Annotated in this window: 17 protein-coding genes and 1 pseudogene; 5 read left to right on the top strand and 13 right to left on the bottom strand. The window is 42.3% G+C overall.

Annotated elements, in window-relative coordinates; translation table 11 throughout:
• The 4 genes from AACT18_RS15215 to AACT18_RS15200 form a co-directional block, all read right to left on the bottom strand.
• Positions 1-667, bottom strand: a 667-nt coding sequence (locus AACT18_RS15215; RefSeq protein ID WP_176429322.1) for an alpha amylase N-terminal ig-like domain-containing protein, incomplete at its 3' end; no start/stop codon positions are given.
• An 18-nt stretch (positions 668-685) separates the two neighbouring features.
• Complete coding sequence (locus AACT18_RS15210; protein ID WP_013868520.1) at positions 686-1,519, bottom strand: sugar ABC transporter permease; 834 nt, start codon at positions 1,517-1,519, stop codon at positions 686-688.
• A gap of 2 nt (positions 1,520-1,521) precedes the next feature.
• Positions 1,522-2,805 carry a carbohydrate ABC transporter permease gene (locus AACT18_RS15205; RefSeq protein WP_094125753.1) on the bottom strand — a complete coding sequence of 428 codons (1,284 nt, stop codon included), beginning with the start codon at positions 2,803-2,805 and terminating at the stop codon, positions 1,522-1,524.
• Between the two features lie 2 nt (positions 2,806-2,807).
• Positions 2,808-4,037, bottom strand: a complete 1,230-nt coding sequence (locus tag AACT18_RS15200; protein ID WP_013868518.1) for a sugar ABC transporter substrate-binding protein — start codon at positions 4,035-4,037, stop codon at positions 2,808-2,810.
• A 408-nt stretch (positions 4,038-4,445) separates the two neighbouring features.
• Between AACT18_RS15200 and AACT18_RS15195 the strand changes: the two genes are divergently transcribed.
• Genes AACT18_RS15195 through AACT18_RS15180 form a run of 4 tightly spaced genes read left to right on the top strand, consistent with a single transcriptional unit; the run spans position 4,446 to position 8,196 of the window.
• The gene (locus AACT18_RS15195; protein WP_094146614.1) at positions 4,446-5,480 is read left to right on the top strand and encodes a porin; all 1,035 of its coding nucleotides are present in this window, start codon (positions 4,446-4,448) and stop codon (positions 5,478-5,480) included.
• A 19-nt stretch (positions 5,481-5,499) separates the two neighbouring features.
• A complete protein-coding gene (locus tag AACT18_RS15190) occupies positions 5,500-6,510 on the top strand; it encodes a UDP-3-O-(3-hydroxymyristoyl)glucosamine N-acyltransferase (protein ID WP_094125752.1) in 1,011 nt (336 codons plus the stop codon).
• Between the two features lie 46 nt (positions 6,511-6,556).
• Complete coding sequence (locus AACT18_RS15185) at positions 6,557-7,039, top strand: glycosidase (RefSeq protein ID WP_047691240.1); 483 nt, start codon at positions 6,557-6,559, stop codon at positions 7,037-7,039.
• A 32-nt stretch (positions 7,040-7,071) separates the two neighbouring features.
• A complete protein-coding gene (locus AACT18_RS15180) occupies positions 7,072-8,196 on the top strand; it encodes an ABC transporter ATP-binding protein (protein WP_094143432.1) in 1,125 nt (374 codons plus the stop codon).
• Positions 8,197-8,330: 134 nt separating this feature from the next.
• On the opposite strand, the gene AACT18_RS15175 is transcribed toward AACT18_RS15180, so the two are convergent.
• The 9 genes and pseudogenes from AACT18_RS15175 to srlA (AACT18_RS15135) all read right to left on the bottom strand — a co-directional run bounded on the left by AACT18_RS15175 (position 8,331) and on the right by srlA (AACT18_RS15135) (position 14,495).
• Entirely contained in the window at positions 8,331-8,687 is a 357-nt protein-coding gene (locus AACT18_RS15175; protein WP_094144363.1) for a PTS glucitol/sorbitol transporter subunit IIA, read from the bottom strand.
• A 6-nt stretch (positions 8,688-8,693) separates the two neighbouring features.
• Entirely contained in the window at positions 8,694-9,665 is a 972-nt protein-coding gene (srlE, locus tag AACT18_RS15170; RefSeq protein ID WP_094143003.1) for a PTS glucitol/sorbitol transporter subunit IIB, read from the bottom strand.
• Complete coding sequence (gene srlA, locus AACT18_RS15165; RefSeq protein ID WP_094143001.1) at positions 9,662-10,225, bottom strand: PTS glucitol/sorbitol transporter subunit IIC; 564 nt, start codon at positions 10,223-10,225, stop codon at positions 9,662-9,664. Before srlA (AACT18_RS15165) ends, srlE (AACT18_RS15170) begins: the two co-directional genes overlap by 4 nt.
• A 192-nt stretch (positions 10,226-10,417) precedes the next feature.
• Positions 10,418-11,194, bottom strand: coding sequence for a glucitol operon DNA-binding transcriptional repressor SrlR (srlR, locus tag AACT18_RS15160; protein WP_094124684.1), 777 nt, complete (start codon positions 11,192-11,194; stop codon positions 10,418-10,420).
• Positions 11,195-11,276: 82 nt separating this feature from the next.
• On the bottom strand, positions 11,277-11,633 hold the full coding sequence (locus tag AACT18_RS15155; RefSeq protein WP_094124683.1) for a transcriptional regulator GutM: 357 nt from the start codon (positions 11,631-11,633) through the stop codon (positions 11,277-11,279).
• A gap of 95 nt (positions 11,634-11,728) precedes the next feature.
• Entirely contained in the window at positions 11,729-12,508 is a 780-nt protein-coding gene (srlD, locus tag AACT18_RS15150) for a sorbitol-6-phosphate dehydrogenase (protein WP_013868508.1), read from the bottom strand.
• Positions 12,509-12,566: 58 nt separating this feature from the next.
• Positions 12,567-12,929 carry a PTS glucitol/sorbitol transporter subunit IIA gene (locus tag AACT18_RS15145; RefSeq protein ID WP_047688413.1) on the bottom strand — a complete coding sequence of 121 codons (363 nt, stop codon included), beginning with the start codon at positions 12,927-12,929 and terminating at the stop codon, positions 12,567-12,569.
• 10 nt (positions 12,930-12,939) lie between these two features.
• Positions 12,940-13,933: pseudogene (srlE, locus tag AACT18_RS15140) on the bottom strand (PTS glucitol/sorbitol transporter subunit IIB).
• Positions 13,934-13,946: 13 nt separating this feature from the next.
• Positions 13,947-14,495 carry a PTS glucitol/sorbitol transporter subunit IIC gene (srlA, locus tag AACT18_RS15135; RefSeq protein WP_038148604.1) on the bottom strand — a complete coding sequence of 183 codons (549 nt, stop codon included), beginning with the start codon at positions 14,493-14,495 and terminating at the stop codon, positions 13,947-13,949.
• Between the two features lie 674 nt (positions 14,496-15,169).
• Here srlA (AACT18_RS15135) and AACT18_RS15130 point away from each other — a divergent pair.
• Positions 15,170-15,514 (top strand): helix-turn-helix domain-containing protein, encoded by a 345-nt coding sequence (locus tag AACT18_RS15130; RefSeq protein WP_026027796.1) that lies wholly within the window; start codon positions 15,170-15,172, stop codon positions 15,512-15,514.
• Positions 15,515-15,641: the final 127 nt, after the last annotated feature.

Genomic DNA, 15,641 nt, shown 5'->3' with positions numbered 1-15,641 from the left:
CAGTAAATACTGGACAAAAATACAACCCATTCACCCCCAGTTCTTGGAGATAATCCAGTTTTTCAATCACACCCCATAGGTCGCCCCCCATAAAGTTATGCGAACTAGGCTGGCTACCCCACGGCTGAACATCGCAAGAAGAAATATCCGGCATTCCATTATGGAAACGTTCAGGAAAAATTTGATACCAAATAGTTTCTTTGACCCAATTTGGCGTGCATAACACATCTCGCGGATTAAGGTACGGAAAACAGAAAAAATTGCTCAAGTTACTTAATTCCATTTCCGCAATATTAGGATCACGGATATCAACACATCGCTTTTCTCCAAACAGCAGTTTTTCACCTTCACGACCATGAAGAATGAAGCCATAACGACTTCGACGTTTCGGTGGCTGAAACTGCGCAAACCAATGGTCGTGATACTCAGTTTGTCCCTCAAATAACATAGGCACCGTGTTACCGCCAACCCAACCATGTGCATCACTGCCGCCTAGGTTACCGCCGTCTAAACCACCTTCAGCCCAGTGATATGGATCACCGATCCACAAGGAAACATTATCCACCTCTCCTTTGGCCGTACGGAAACGAATATGTAAAGTTGCATTGTCATAAGCGTAGCTATCTGCACTCTTTGCGGAATGCATCAGTGAACTTTTTGTGATCATACTAAATGTACCTAAGAATTATTCTTTTACCGCACCGCTAACAAGGCCCGTGGTGATGTGTTTTTGAGTTACTACGAAAAGCAACGTGATAGGTATCGCTACCAATAAAGATCCTGCGGCAAACAGCGTAAAGTTCTCGGCTGAGTTTGATGAAATCCAACTGAAGATCCCAATGGCTAAGGTCATTTTTTCTTCACTACGCAAAATCAACGTCGGCAGAATGAAATCCATCCAAGGTCCGGTGAATGATACCAAAGCAACAAATACTAAAATGGGGCGGGCTAATGGTAGAATAATTTCTAGAAAAATCGTCATATGCCCTGCTCCATCAATTTTTGCCGCTTCATCTAATGAGGTTGGTAACGCATCAAAATACCCTTTCACGAGCCAAGTCATAAATGGTAACGACCCGGTTACATACACAAACAGTAAGCCTGCGTAGGTGTCAATTAAGTTCATTTTTGATAATAGAATGTAAATTGCCGTCATCGATAAAAATGCGGGGAACATTTGCAGCACTAAAATCCCCATCATCACATTACGTTTACCTTTAAATCGATAACGCGAAAAAACATAAGCCGTCATGGTGACAACAATGAGTGAAATTCCCATATTGGCGGTGGCTAATATCAACGTATTGATATACCAATCTAAATAAGGTGTATCAGTAAATAACGCACGATAATGGTCCAGCGTAAACGTAATATCACTAAATGAGGTACTAAAGAGATTATTGCCACGCTTAAACGATGCGAGGATAGTCCAGGCAACCGGCCCTAACACTAACAAAGCATTCAGTAACAAGAACAGATAGACCAATAGCGTCCCTAATTTTTCAGCAAGTCGATTCATCGTTACATCCCCACATCATCTTTAAAGGATTTCATTCTGCGGAACTGCCAAATAGCAATTACGGACAGGAACAGGAAGATTACAATCGAAATAACAGAAGCAATCTGGTATTGCTGGAAGTCCAAGGTCAATTTGTAAATCCAAGTGATCAAAATATCGGTATGTCCAGCAAAACGGTATTCAGGATTGATCGGACCGCCTTCAGTCAACAAGAATATCGCTCCAAAATTATTGAAGTTATGAGCAAATGTCATGACTAGTGAGGGGGCGACTTGGTGCAATACCATCGGCAACGTTATCTCTTGAAACTGCTGGAATTTACTTGCCCCATCGACTTCACTGGCTTCATAGAGATCACGAGGAATGTTGGTCAATGCCCCAGCAATCAACAGCATAAAATAAGGTGCTCCAACCCAGACACTGACGGCAATTACTGTTATCTTGGCAGTAAATGGATCAGATAAAAATGCAATAGAATCGACTCCCCAACTATTTAAAGTGGCGTTTACCGGGCCAATTCCATTCAGTAATAAGCGAAACATTAGTAAGGTAACAAATGCGGGAATGGCATAAGGGAGAATAAAGACAAACCGCCAGAGTTTTTTCGCTTGAATATTCCGATTCTCTAAGGCGAGAGCGAGCAAGAAACCAAAACCGCAAGTACAAATTGTTGCAGTGACTGCCCATCCAACCGTCCATAAAGCAACACCAAAAAATGTATTTGACCAAATTTTCAGCTCAAACAGTGTCCAAAAATTTCTTAACCCTACCCAGTCCACTAAATTCTTAGGGGGGATATGATGAGGTGCTGAATAGTTCGTAAAGGAAACCAGTACCGTAATTGCAATAGGTAGAGTAATAAACGCAATAGTCACTATCAAAGCGGGAGAAAGTACGATGAATGCAAAATGTTTATTATAAATGGATTGAATTTGCCCACGAATATTCAGCTTACACAATGCACAAGATTGGGCATCTTTGACGTTCAGAATATAGGTAGTTATGAAACAGAGCATAAGAATGACTGCAATAACACCTTCCACCAACATATGAATGGAGTTATCGCCTTGGATAACTTGAAAACCTTGCCGAACTTGTACCACATCGCCTAAAGAAACCAAGCCTTTGAGCGCCAAAATAAGGTTAGGTAGCGCAAACAAAAACAACACATTAACCGTAAAAAGAAAGATGCCTTTCACCCAATGTTTATGAACAAGTTGCGTTGTACCCATGATCAACATTGAGCTGAGGAAATGGAGTCTATTTTGAGTTTTGGCTAACAACATGCTTACTCCTGAAATGCGATCTGCTCTTCAATGATTGCTCGAGCATGGTCCAGCACTGACTTTGGCTCTTTACCATTTACCCACATTGCGGTGATAGCACTGGCCATGGGAGACCACAAATAACCCATTTCAGGAATCGATGGCATCGCATCGGAATAGAATCCCTGAGCGATGATGGCGTAAGTGGCTTCATCTGCATCGACAATGATCTCTTCCATTAACGATTGAACGGGTGGAATGGATTTCGTCATCTCATATCGCTTCATCAGCATCTTGTCAGACGCAATGTAATCAGCAAACAGTTGCGCTGCTTTTGGGTATTCACTGTATGTCGATACCACTGCAAGCCTAACTGTTGAAAAAGTACGTAATTGCTGACCTTCTAGAGTGGGAATCGGCATGACCCCATAGTTTACGCCGCTCGCGGCATAGCCTTGAATTGCCCAAGGACCATCAATAATTGCGGCCACTTTACCCTCGGAAAATAAACCACGGCGAACTTGCGGGTTACGCATATCAATCGGGTTTGAACTATTAGCCGCTTGCAATGTTTTCATGGCCAAAAGACCTTTTTGCGCTAATTCAGAATTGATCCCGATATCTTTAGCATCTGTCCCTTTATTCCCAAATTCATAAGCGCCATAAAGGGTTAAAAACATTCGAGATTCATAATAATTTTGCACATCCCACAATAAAGCGTATTTGTTCTCTTTTACATTATTAAATATCTCGCCAAAGCGAATCAGTGCTTCAAATGTTTTGGGTGCTTCAGGTAACAAATCTTTGTTATAAAAGAGCGCCAACGTCGCATAACTGACAGGGAAACCATAACTGGCTCCACCATATTGCATTGCAGAAATAGCATTTGGCATAAAGTTATGTTTCATACGATCAACTGAAACTAAGTTTTCCATCGCCCCACCAGCAACGACTAACCTTCCTAATAAGTCATGCTCTATTTCCGCCACATCCGCAACGCGTGCGGATCCGCCGTCTTGAATCATTCGCGATGCAGCGTCTATCGGAGCTAAACCACGAAATGTAAATTTAACTTTGTAACCAAAATCTTGATTGAATTGGTCAGCGGCATATTTCATATAGTCGAGCGTCGTGTTATCTGTCCAAATCAATAATTCAGAGTCTATTTCCGGCGTAATCGTCTCAGCAGAAACAATAGAAGCTGAGCAAATCAAAGTTGCAGCTAATACTGTTTTCATCCATCTATTTCTCATATCAACACCAATGGTAGTACAAAAGATACTACTAGGTTAAATGTCGCCGATTTTAAGTCAACCACTATCATCTTCATACCACAGGAAATTGTGATTTCAATCACCAAACCTTATTTAAAAACACTTGAATGGGCGTATGCGAAAACCTAAACAAGACGTCACCAAGTAGAGCCACAAGGCAAAAACGCGTAAAAACCTCCTTTAAATTAATCGGCAAAGAAGTAAATTCGTGATCTAAATCTCTATAATAAGCAATTAAAAGTGACCGACTTCTCACTTATAGAATGCTTAGGAGGAAAAATTTATTAATATGCAGAACAATATTTAGGCGTTCACAGTGAACTACTAAACATTCATCTATATTATAACTACGATTTACAACCTTAAATAGGTTGATAAGGACCTGTCGTGAAAAGAACGTTACTTGCTATATCCGTAGCAACAGCAATCGCTGTTTCTACTCCCGCTTTCGCTGCCAGTGAGCATGGTTTAAACCCTGAAGATAGCTTTTTTGACCAAGCGCTTCAGTTTGGAGGCCATGTAGGAACTTCTCTTGAATACGAAGACAAAATTACCAATGGCTTTACTGGCATAGATAAAAAGGAAAAAACGACCACCCATGAAGCCTTTGGCGTGTACTACAACAATGCCAAATGGAATATGACCGCTTTGTATGCCATTAAAATAGAAAATAGAGAGCAACATGAGGGCAGTTACCACGAAAATGAAGATGGATTAAAGCATCTATTTTCACTCAATAAGGGTTACGACTTAAGTAACGGTTGGGCGACAGGCTTAATTTATGAATTGGAATATACAGACAGCAAAGTTTATTCACCTAATGTAAGTGGTTTACGTAAAAATTTAGCAGAACACAGTTTACGACCTTATTTGACCTACTGGAATAATGAATACAGTTGGGGTTTTTATTCAAATTTGGAGTATCTCTATAGCAAAGAAGATAAAAGCGAATGGGGTGAACGAACAGAAACTGGGTATAGCATTTTATTCAGACCCTATAAACGGTTTGGTAACTGGGAACTTGGCTTGGAAATGTACTACCAAATCAAAGATAATGAAGATTACCAATCTAACGGAAATATCAATGAGATCAGTGATTTTACCGAGAAATATATTGAACCCGTCGTACAATATAGTTTTGATGACGCAGGCACGCTCTATGTAAGAGCTCGTCTCGGTGACAATGAAACCAATAATGCCAGCAACAGCGGTGGTGGGAACGCTAATGTTGACTACTTCAAAGATATTCGTAAAGCCACTTTAGGCTATGAACAAGCTGTAGGTGACAGCTGGTTAGTTAAAGGAGAATACGAATTTGCTAATGAAGTAGAAGAAAAAAGTAAACTGGCGGGTTGGGAAGCAAAAAATGAAAGCGAGCTAACACAGCACACTATTTATCTTCAAGCTCTATATCGTTTCTAATCCATTCAAAGAGGCTAAAATGATCCATGTTTCAGAAATTGCGCAGTTGATCTCCGGTAAAATTGAAGGTGATGCGTCTATATCGATTGATACAATTCGACCAGTAAATGCGCCACAGATAGCTGGCGGATTAGCGATTGTTTTTTCTAAAAAAGACATACATTCAATTTCTGAAACTACAGCAGATGTTTTAATTGGTCCGGCCGCGATTTGTAGCAGCACTGTCAAAACCAAAATTATTATTGAACATTTAGATGCAAATACTCTCAACAAACTGCTGCGTTATTATAAAGTACAGATGTATCAATTATTTGATCAAGGGAACACCGCAACCATCGACGATGTCTATATTGGAAAACATTGTCAAATTGGTGAAAACTGCCATTTCATGCCTGGTGTGAAGATTATGAATGGTGTGACTATCGGTAATAACGTCGCTATTCATGCTAATACAGTGATCAAAGAAGGCACAATTATTGGAAATAATGTCACTATCGATTCTAATAACTCTATTGGCAATTTCAGTTTTGAATATATGGCAGTGAAAGATGGAGCCTACCAACGCGTTGAAAGCATCGGCAGAGTAGTTATTCACGACAACGTAGAAATTGGTTGCAATAATACCATTGATAGAGGAACACTCGGCGATACCGTTATTGGCCAAGGAACCAAGATCGATAACCAAATCCAAATTGGGCATGACTGCCAAATAGGTAAACATTGTCTGCTCATCTCACAATCTGGATTTGCAGGGCATACCACTCTTGGTGATCACGTCGTGGTTCACGGCCAAGCGGGTACTGCTGGGCACGTCACCATTGGCAGCTACTCAGTAATTAAAGCCAAATCTGGCGTAAGTCATTCTTTTCCAGAGAAAAGTGACTTATTTGGTTATCCCGCGAAGGAGGCAAAAGCCTATTACAAGAACCTTGCGGTTCTCAATAAAATAACCCAGCACTTTGAAATTCATAAATCTAAATCAACACACCGAGGTTGGCTTTCTAAATTACTGCAAAAAAAAATCTTATGATCATCTGTCACTCAAATATTTTACATTACCAATGAAGGAATTTACGATGAAAAGCTCTCTACTTATCGCAGCAACACTGGCTGTATTGCTCGCTGGTTGTGCCAGCACCACTACCCAACAAAACGACTCAGTACAAAATGTAGACCCTAGATTCTCTCAATGTGACTTACCTACATTAGAAGAACGAGGCCCTATCCGCCCATCCATATTTGTTGTTGGAACCTTTGCTGATGGGCAATGGCTTCATATGGATAACCGCCAGATGGGTTACAAAGGTGACGGCATTTATCAAGTAGTAAGTAACGAAAAGGCAGGGAACGTGAGCTTGCAATTCGCCACAATGAGCTGGAACCCTCAATATACAGCCGCAGGATTAACGCTAACGGTAGGGCAAGTCAAAGAACTCAAGCGTGCTGGCTTTGCCAAAAATACAGTCGTCATGCTACCGAAAGATGGACAATACGTATGGACGGTACAAATAGCCGACGATAAAACACCACGTTTAGTCATGATTTCTGAATGTAAATAACTGCTTGCACAACACAATACACGGAGAAATTCATGGCTACTGTTAGCTTACGAAAAATAGAAAAAGAGTATGAGAACGGTTTTAAAGCCGTTCACGGAATTGATCTAGATATCCATGATGGCGAATTCATGGTGTTTGTTGGACCATCAGGCTGCGCAAAGTCAACTACACTCAGAATGATTGCTGGGTTAGAAGGGATTAGCGGTGGGGAAATTCGTATCGGCAACCAAATTGTTAACGACTTACCTCCTAAAGAACGTGGTATCGCTATGGTGTTTCAAAATTACGCCCTATACCCTCATAAAACAGTTTTTGACAATATGGCCTTTGGATTAAAAATGCAAAAAAGGCCTAAAGATGAAATTAAACAAAGAGTAGAAGAAGCGGCAGAAAAATTAGAAATTACCGAATTGCTCTATCGTAAACCCAAAGAAATGTCGGGTGGACAACGCCAACGAGTAGCAGTAGGGAGGGCAATCGTTCGCAAGCCTGATGTTTTTCTTTTTGACGAACCACTATCCAATTTGGACGCAAAGCTTCGGGTTTCAATGCGTGTGAAAATTGCGCAATTACATCAAGCACTCAAAGAAGAAGGCACACCAGCGACCATGATCTATGTCACTCACGATCAAACTGAAGCCTTAACGTTAGGTGATAGAATTTGCGTATTGAATCAAGGCCGGATTATGCAAGTTGATACGCCATCCAATCTTTATAATTATCCAGCCAACAAGTTTGTGGCCAGTTTCATTGGATCACCTGCCATGAATTTAGTCGACACTGTGATTCGCTCAGAAAACGAACAGCTTTATATAGACATTGCCGCCAATGTTCGCATGTTTATTCCACATGAGAAGCAAATCGCCTTACAACAATATATCAATAAACCTGTCTGTTTTGGCATTCGCCCTGAGCATATTCATTTAGCGGCAGAACACGACACTATCAATACCGTTGAAGGCACATTGACGGTTGTTGAAAATATGGGGAACGAAAAATATCTCTATTTTACTGTGGCAGGTAAGGAGTTGATAGCAAGAGTCAACGATCAAACCATTACAACTGCTCATATTGGCAAAACCATGCGTTTTAACCTCAACACCACCTTTTGCCATATTTTCGATTTCTACAATGAACAGAATTTGACCAATATTTAAAACCCCTAATTTTAAAACATCATGGTACTTAACAATCTTTTCTCCATAGCTAACACCAGCTATTTGGCTCCTTTTAAAACAGGAGCCTTTTTTCTTAGATATGCCTAATCACAATCAAGCCACATTCCACCATTTTAACCAAACATCAGCACATCACCATGTTGAAGCACTTCTAATTTAGGACCGAGTAAATGGATGGTACCCGGCAATTCTGGGATTCGCTGACCGTCAAATTTAAGTGTTACATGCCCAAGCTCCGCAAGATTTTGGTTCGCCACACTGCCGACTGCCGTCACAACAAAACCGAGATCCCCAATTAATAAAGTGGTGTTGTGGTCAATCAATCCATACAACGAAGATCCAGAGTGTATGAAGCAACATTCCTTCACCGCATCAGGGGCGCTCGGGCCGAATAAAATCACCATATCATCATGCAGTGAGTCTTTAGCATAATCGCCAGCGGACAAAATCGTCGTTTGATACTGAAGCATATGCCCTCACTGATAAATGAAGAATGAGATAAGCCAAGCAATCAGCACCGTTGGCGCACCTGTAAGAAAACGAGAGTAAAGTACCGAAGGCACACCGACCTGTACCGTTTCGGGCTTAGCGTCTGCAAGGCCAAGCCCTACAGGGATGAAATCACAAGCAGCTTGAGCATTTATGGCAAACAAAGCGGGTAATGCTAAGTGCGGTGGGATATTTCCCATACCGATCTGAGTCCCGATAAGTACACCGATCACTTGCGCAATCACCGCACCTGGTCCAAGAAAGGGTGACAGAAACGGAAATGAACAGATCAAGGCAATCGTCAGTAAACCGATCGGGTTCCCTGCTAATGGCTCCAAAGTATGAGCAATTAAATCACCTAACCCAGACGCGAGAATAACCCCAATCAACATTGAAACAAACGCCATAAAAGGCAGAATGGTTTTAAGTACGGTATCAATGGTTTCACGCCCAGCCTGATTAAAGGTCGCCATCACCGAGCCCATACCGATCCCCACTTTAGCCAGTAAGCTATCTGTTTGTTGGCTAAGCTTCTTCGTCGTGTCAATGGATTGGGGCTGAGATAGGATTGGCTCACAAAACATAGTTTTGTGATCATCTACCAAGGAAAAACAACCACTGCGTATGCCAGATGCATAAATATCTTCCTGAATATATTGTGCCAAAGGGCCACTTTGGCCTGTAGCATGGATATTTAATGTCGGAATACCTTTTTTGGGATAAAGCCCACAACGCAATGTGCCACCACAGTCAATCACTACACAAGCGACTCGTTCATCGGGAACAAAATGTTCAAAGCCGTTAACCGCTTGCATGCCCGTCAACGCCACCATCTCATCAATAAAATGGGGACGAGTCCCTGCTGTGATGTAGATGATCTTCTTGTCAACCTCAACCGGAATGAATAGCGGGCCACCCCATCCACCCTGCCCTCGGTTTACTTTCAATACCGTCATCATTTTTCCTCAACCACGTTAAGATCGACTTTATCGCCGAATGCTACACCTTGTTGTCTAGCCACAAACATAGTCGTCATATCGGTTACCCAACCGCGTAAAAAGTTGGTCACTAAGCCAACCAGCAAATAGGAAATAGCGAGAGGACCGAGCGATAAGCCCTGTTGAGTGATCCCAGCGGCAATGCCTAGATAAATAAACAATTCACTAGGATTTACATGAGGGAACATACCATTCATGGTGTGGCAACTGTAGGAGGCAGAGGCATAATAAGAAGGTTTGTACTTTTCAGGTAAGAAACGCCCTAGGCTGAGCACCATGGGATTACAAAAAACAAAGGTTCCTACTGTCGGCAAGAGCAAATAGCGAGATATAGGATTAGACGCACTTTTCTGAGCTAACACTTCTATACGCTGTTGGCCAATAAAACGGATCAACGCATTCATGGCAACTAATAAACAGATCAGCACTGGGAGTACTTGTGCCACCATTTCGCTAAACACTTCACCGCCTTTCTCAAACAGACCAATAAACCATTCCGCTCCCTCGATTATCCAATCCATACCTTCGGCTCTTAAATTATGTGGGGATAGTTGGAGTGTTTCCGTTATTGATATATTGAAAAAGAGGCAAAAGAGAAAAGCGTGAATTCAATCACCGATAACTTTTATTTTAAAAGTAAAAAATTGAAATCGGCGACAAAATAAAAAGAAAGCCAACTAGCCTCCTTTCATAAATGGGGTTTATGGAGTGACTTAGGAGCCAACGGTGATCACTTGGATACCTTTCTCTTCCAAATACGTCCGATCCTCTGCTGCGATAAGGTTATCTGTGACAACTATATCGATTTTATCTAGCGGAACCACCACGTTAGGGCTACGACGGCCAAACTTACTTGAATCGGTCACGACAATGATCTGATTGGCTGCTTGGCACATCGCCTGGCTGACTTGATACGCTTCGTTGTAGGTTGTTGTTCCCTGCGCAAGGTCAAAACCATCAGCACCAATAAAGAGTTTATCGAAAGAAAACTGTTTAAATGCTTGCTCTGCCAGCGTGCCATGGAAAGACGCTGATTTTCGACGATACGTTCCGCCCGGAACCAATACAGTATGTTCCGCATCCAAATTCGCTACTGCGTTTACGATGTGAATACTGTTCGTCATCAATGTCAGTGACATCACCTGTTCAAAATACGGCACCATCTGCAGTGTGGTACTGCCACAGTCCAGAATGATCGAATCCCCGTCCTTGACCAGTTGTGAAGCGGCTTTAGCGATTAAGCATTTACGTTCAAGGTTCACCGTCTGCTTTTCATCCATCGAACGGTCTTCCAAAATGACGCTATTAGCGATACAAGCTTCAGCTGCTCCGTAACGGCGAATAACAAGCCCTTCTTCCTCTAACGAACGTAAATCACTGCGTATTGTCGCTCCTGATGTTTCAAAGGTATCGGCCAGATCGTTCACTGACGTTTTCCCATTAACACGCAGATAATCCAGCAACTGCGCTCTTCTGTTATCTAAATTCATAGCATCAACTTCATTATTAAACTGATAGCAGTTTATAACAGTTCCCTTTCAACTTAAAAGGAAAAGGGGGAACATTCTTTCATTACTGCCTAGAAATTGCGACGTTAAACGCTTCTTGAACATTAGGATCCAGTTCAAATATGAGTGATTCAGGGATAGGTAGTGATTGACCAATGAGTTGATCTAGTGTCTTTGGTCTAGCAAATACAGAAATACCCTTCATCACTTGGGCATCTACAACATGATGATCTTCATCTTCAACCAACACCAGTACGGTACGCGGTTTCCATCGGCTTTGGGTGCGGCCTATCTTGACTTTCCCTTTATGAGTCATAGATTGAAGCATCCGATTAAAAGATCGAATCTGCAAATAACCTAAGACGATCTGTATCATCCAAGCTCCTGCAGCAAAATAAATAAGTACCGTTGTTGAGTCCATCTCATACCTCTTGTCAAAAAGGGGCAAGCATAACGCCTGCCCAATATAAGCTGCCCTTATTCTAGGAGCATAGGGCTTAATCCATGGGGGATGGATTAGAACATTACCTGACCACCCGTGATATTGATCGATTGACCAGTACAATAGGCGGCTTCATCGCTGGCGTAAAACTTCAGTACATTGAGAACATCCTGATATTCACATCCTGCCTTAAGTGGCACTTTATCGATATAAATCTGTTCAACCTCTGATTCCGGTACACCCAATTTTTTCGCATACTGAGGTAGCAGTGATTGGAACATAGGGCTTTTCAACAAGTTACCCAACATCAAAGAATGCACCGTGATTTTGTGTTCCGCTAAATCTAACGCAAGTGACTGAGTCAGGCCAACCCCACCAAATTTGGCCGCTGAGTAACCACTGTTATGCTTTGAACCCACTTTACCCGACTTTGAGTTGATCTGAATAATGCGCCCACCACGTTGTTCACGAATCATTACTTTTGATACTTCTCGTGCACAGAGGAAATACCCCGTTAGGTTTACGTCAATCGATAGCTGCCAAGCAGTCAGTGGAAAACCGTCAATCTTGCCAGCCTGAGCTACGCCAGCGCTGTAAACCAGCAGATCAATCCGTCCAAAAAATTCATCTATTTGCCTAACCATATTCACTACACTTTGCTCTTTGGTGGCATCTACCTCCACACCCAGTGCTGTAGCCTGGCCGTATTCTTGATTAATTCTATTAGCCACCTTTTCAGCACTGCAACCATTTAAATCGGCGACCGCAACTCGGTAACCTTCATTAGCCAAACCTAAGCACAGAAATTCACCTAGAGTCTGACCACCACCAACCACTAACGCAACTTTACTCATAACTTACACCTTACTTAGAGGGTGCCCCATCGTAGGCATAGAGCACCCATACTGACTATTAATTTAAAAAGACAATTTCATCACCGCAGCGCACTTGCTGAGGTCGATCACCATTGACATGAAGACAACCCGGATATTCAGCTTCAACTAAGGCATCAAACCGTATGGTAATGTGCCCAAGTTCTGCAAGGTTTTGATTGACCACCTCACCAACCGCTGTAATCGGATACTGATACCTTCCCAATTGCATCACACCACCGGGTTTGATATTCCCCTTGAGTGCGTCATGCGAGTGGATGAAGCAATACTCTGCCGCATCTTTTGGGGCAATATTACTGAAGATGATCATCATATCGTCTTCCAACGCACTATTGGCAAACTCACCAATGCTCTCGATCTTGACTTGATATAGTGGCGACATTGCTCACCTCCTATTGATAGATAAATAGAGACACAAACCAAGCCAGTAGAACGGTAGGTGCGCCAGTAAGGAAGCGTGAATACAGTACCGAAGGAACACCTATTTCAACGGTTCTCGGCTTAGCTTCTGCCATCCCCAACCCAACCGGGATGAAATCACAAGCCGCTTGAGCATTGATGGCAAATAAAGCGGGCAACGCGAGATGTGGTGGTATATTGCCAAGACCAATTTGGGTGCCGACTAAAACACCAATAACTTGAGCGATAACCGCACCGGGGCCAAGGAATGGAGAAAGCAGCGGGAACGAGCAGATCAACGCGAGCGTTACCAACCCTAGTGGATTTTGCGCCAAAGGCGTCAATACATGCGCGATCACATCGCCCAAACCAGAGGCAATGATCACCCCAATCAGCATGGAGACGAATGCCATAAACGGCAAAATCGTTTTCAAAATGGTATCAATGGCTTCACGCCCAGCTTGGTAGAAGGTCGCCATCACCGACCCCATCCCAATGCCGATCCGAGCCAACAAGCTGTCACTTTGCTGAGTTAGTTTTTTACTCGTATCGTATTTGTTTGTCGCCAGACTCTCGTTAGAGAGTTCATCTCTTAGTGGTGGTTGCATTGATCCACCCTCGCTACCTACTAGTTGAATGTCACACTCACGCACACCCGATACATAAATATCTTCAGTGATGAATTCAGCCAATGGTCCACTTTTACCCGTAGCGTGAATATTAACTGTCGGTATCCGTTTTTTGGGATACAAACCGCAGCGCAATGTTCCACCACAGTCGATGACCGCTACGCCAATGTCTTCATCGGGCACACTAGTTTTAAAACCATCAACCGCTTCATAACCGGTAAGCTCAACAATACGGTCGACAATTGCAGGGCGAGTACCACCCGTAATGTAAAACACCTTTTTATCGGTTTCGATCGGCAACTCCAATGGGCCCACCCCAACCGCCACTACCTTTCTGTATACGTAATACTTTCGTCATTTTTATTGCCCCATTAACCTACGTGAACCTGACGCTCTAACTGAACACCCTGTTGACGTTCAACCATAGTTGTAGTGAAGTCAGTGACCCACCCACGGAAGAAATTAGTCACCATACCAACCAACAAATAGCTAACCGCAAGAGGTCCAAGCGGCAGACCGAGCGTTGTCAGGCCACTAGCAATACCTAGATAGACAAACAACTCACCAGGGTTAATGTGCGGAAACAAACCATTCATCGAGTGACAGCTATATGAAGCCGCCGCGTAATAGGAAGGTTTATAACGTTCAGGTAAAAAACGACCGAGACTCAATGTCATCGGGTTACAGAAAATGAAGGTGCCGATAACTGGCAATATCAAATAGCGAGAGATCGGATTGCCAGCACTACTCTGTGCCAGTTTCTCCACTCGTTCTTGACCCACCAATCGGATAAGCGCATTCATCGCCACCAGCAGTGCAATTAGTAAAGGTAAAATACCGGTTACCATCCCCGTAAACACCTCTCCTCCTTTTTGAAATAGTCCGATAAACCATTCCGCTCCGTGAATTATCCATTCCATAATCAAACCTCATTGTTGTTATTGGCTTAGTGTCAAAGTACGTATTTATACTTCCACTTTGCATTTCAAATTAAAAGAACTCACTTTCATTTTAATGACGGTGATCACGAAATAATTTTCACAACGAAAACAAGAACAACGAAATAACAAGGGATGAAAACGAATTAACAACCAAGAGGCATCACCCATTCCTGAGCTACTTTAAACACTAAAAATCAATAACCCCAAAATCCGAACCAAACATAAATCATTGTATTTAATAGATATTAAACACAATAAGCTTTTATTAGGCCGCATTCGACAGGTATTATCTGACCGTAAAAACGCCACGACTCATCAGTATCATGATTAAAATAACTACAGACAATCCTTAAAGCAGTTTAATCAGAGCCACGCACTAATTTTCAAACCAAAAGAAACAACAGGAATATTACAAACCTGCTTTCAGTATAAAAACCCATAAAGCAGGCTGTAAGCGCTACTGAATCACGCTTTACATTTTTTGATACGGTGGCTCGATATCAAATAGGAAGAACCCGAGAGCAGGAAAGAGTTTTGGTAGGGAAATTGATTAAAAATTTAAACTGGCCTTAACCTCTCATTGACACTACCTCAACTCGTTTTTGTCACTCTGCACACCACCAATAAAGGTGATAACAAAAAGAGGATGGACTATGGTGTTTAGCGAAGAGGATCGCCAAGCCTTATACAATGTATGGATGTCACAAAAGGCTAAAATGCATTTGACTCAGATGGAGATGGCTAAGCGACTTAACCTTACTCAACTTGAGTTCTCACATCTTTTACGAGGGGATAGCTCTTTATCGATGACGTTTATCAGTCAATTCTGTCGTCATCTACATATTGAGCCGCACAGGGTACTACCGAGTTTGAAACAGACCGCCACCAGCGAGGTAAAAGCGATCTGTTTAAAAAACCGAATAAGTGTTGATGGTGATATCCAGCATGTTTCTATAGAAGGTAATCAAGTGATCATTGAATACATTCATTATGCCTAATTATTGCGCTACAGCGACTTGTTCTTGCACTAACGGCTCAGAGCGGTAATTTTCACCGGCTAATATATCGTAATGAATCACAGTGTCGTTATTAAATTTCGAGAAATCGTAGTAGACGGTGTAGGCG

Origin of the sequence: Vibrio sp. V04_P4A5T148, assembly GCF_963875605.1 — a bacterium.
GTDB classification, from domain to species: domain Bacteria; phylum Pseudomonadota; class Gammaproteobacteria; order Enterobacterales; family Vibrionaceae; genus Vibrio; species Vibrio anguillarum.
This window is presented reverse-complemented; position numbering and strand designations above follow the sequence as displayed.

What these genes read in the sequence shown, in the direction of transcription:
- AACT18_RS15210 (WP_013868520.1), bottom strand. Translation starts at nt 1,519, where the DNA reads ATGAATCGACTTGCTGAAAAATTAGGGACGCTATTGGTCTATCTGTTC.
- AACT18_RS15205 (WP_094125753.1), bottom strand. Translation starts at nt 2,805, where the DNA reads ATGTTGTTAGCCAAAACTCAAAATAGACTCCATTTCCTCAGCTCAATG.
- AACT18_RS15200 (WP_013868518.1), bottom strand. Translation starts at nt 4,037, where the DNA reads ATGAGAAATAGATGGATGAAAACAGTATTAGCTGCAACTTTGATTTGC.
- AACT18_RS15190 (WP_094125752.1), top strand. Translation starts at nt 5,500, where the DNA reads ATGATCCATGTTTCAGAAATTGCGCAGTTGATCTCCGGTAAAATTGAA.
- AACT18_RS15185 (WP_047691240.1), top strand. Translation starts at nt 6,557, where the DNA reads ATGAAAAGCTCTCTACTTATCGCAGCAACACTGGCTGTATTGCTCGCT.
- AACT18_RS15180 (WP_094143432.1), top strand. Translation starts at nt 7,072, where the DNA reads ATGGCTACTGTTAGCTTACGAAAAATAGAAAAAGAGTATGAGAACGGT.
- AACT18_RS15175 (WP_094144363.1), bottom strand. Translation starts at nt 8,687, where the DNA reads ATGCTTCAGTATCAAACGACGATTTTGTCCGCTGGCGATTATGCTAAA.
- srlE (WP_094143003.1), bottom strand. Translation starts at nt 9,665, where the DNA reads ATGATGACGGTATTGAAAGTAAACCGAGGGCAGGGTGGATGGGGTGGC.
- srlA (WP_094143001.1), bottom strand. Translation starts at nt 10,225, where the DNA reads ATGGATTGGATAATCGAGGGAGCGGAATGGTTTATTGGTCTGTTTGAG.
- srlR (WP_094124684.1), bottom strand. Translation starts at nt 11,194, where the DNA reads ATGAATTTAGATAACAGAAGAGCGCAGTTGCTGGATTATCTGCGTGTT.
- AACT18_RS15155 (WP_094124683.1), bottom strand. Translation starts at nt 11,633, where the DNA reads ATGGACTCAACAACGGTACTTATTTATTTTGCTGCAGGAGCTTGGATG.
- srlD (WP_013868508.1), bottom strand. Translation starts at nt 12,508, where the DNA reads ATGAGTAAAGTTGCGTTAGTGGTTGGTGGTGGTCAGACTCTAGGTGAA.
- AACT18_RS15145 (WP_047688413.1), bottom strand. Translation starts at nt 12,929, where the DNA reads ATGTCGCCACTATATCAAGTCAAGATCGAGAGCATTGGTGAGTTTGCC.
- srlA (WP_038148604.1), bottom strand. Translation starts at nt 14,495, where the DNA reads ATGGAATGGATAATTCACGGAGCGGAATGGTTTATCGGACTATTTCAA.
- AACT18_RS15130 (WP_026027796.1), top strand. Translation starts at nt 15,170, where the DNA reads ATGGTGTTTAGCGAAGAGGATCGCCAAGCCTTATACAATGTATGGATG.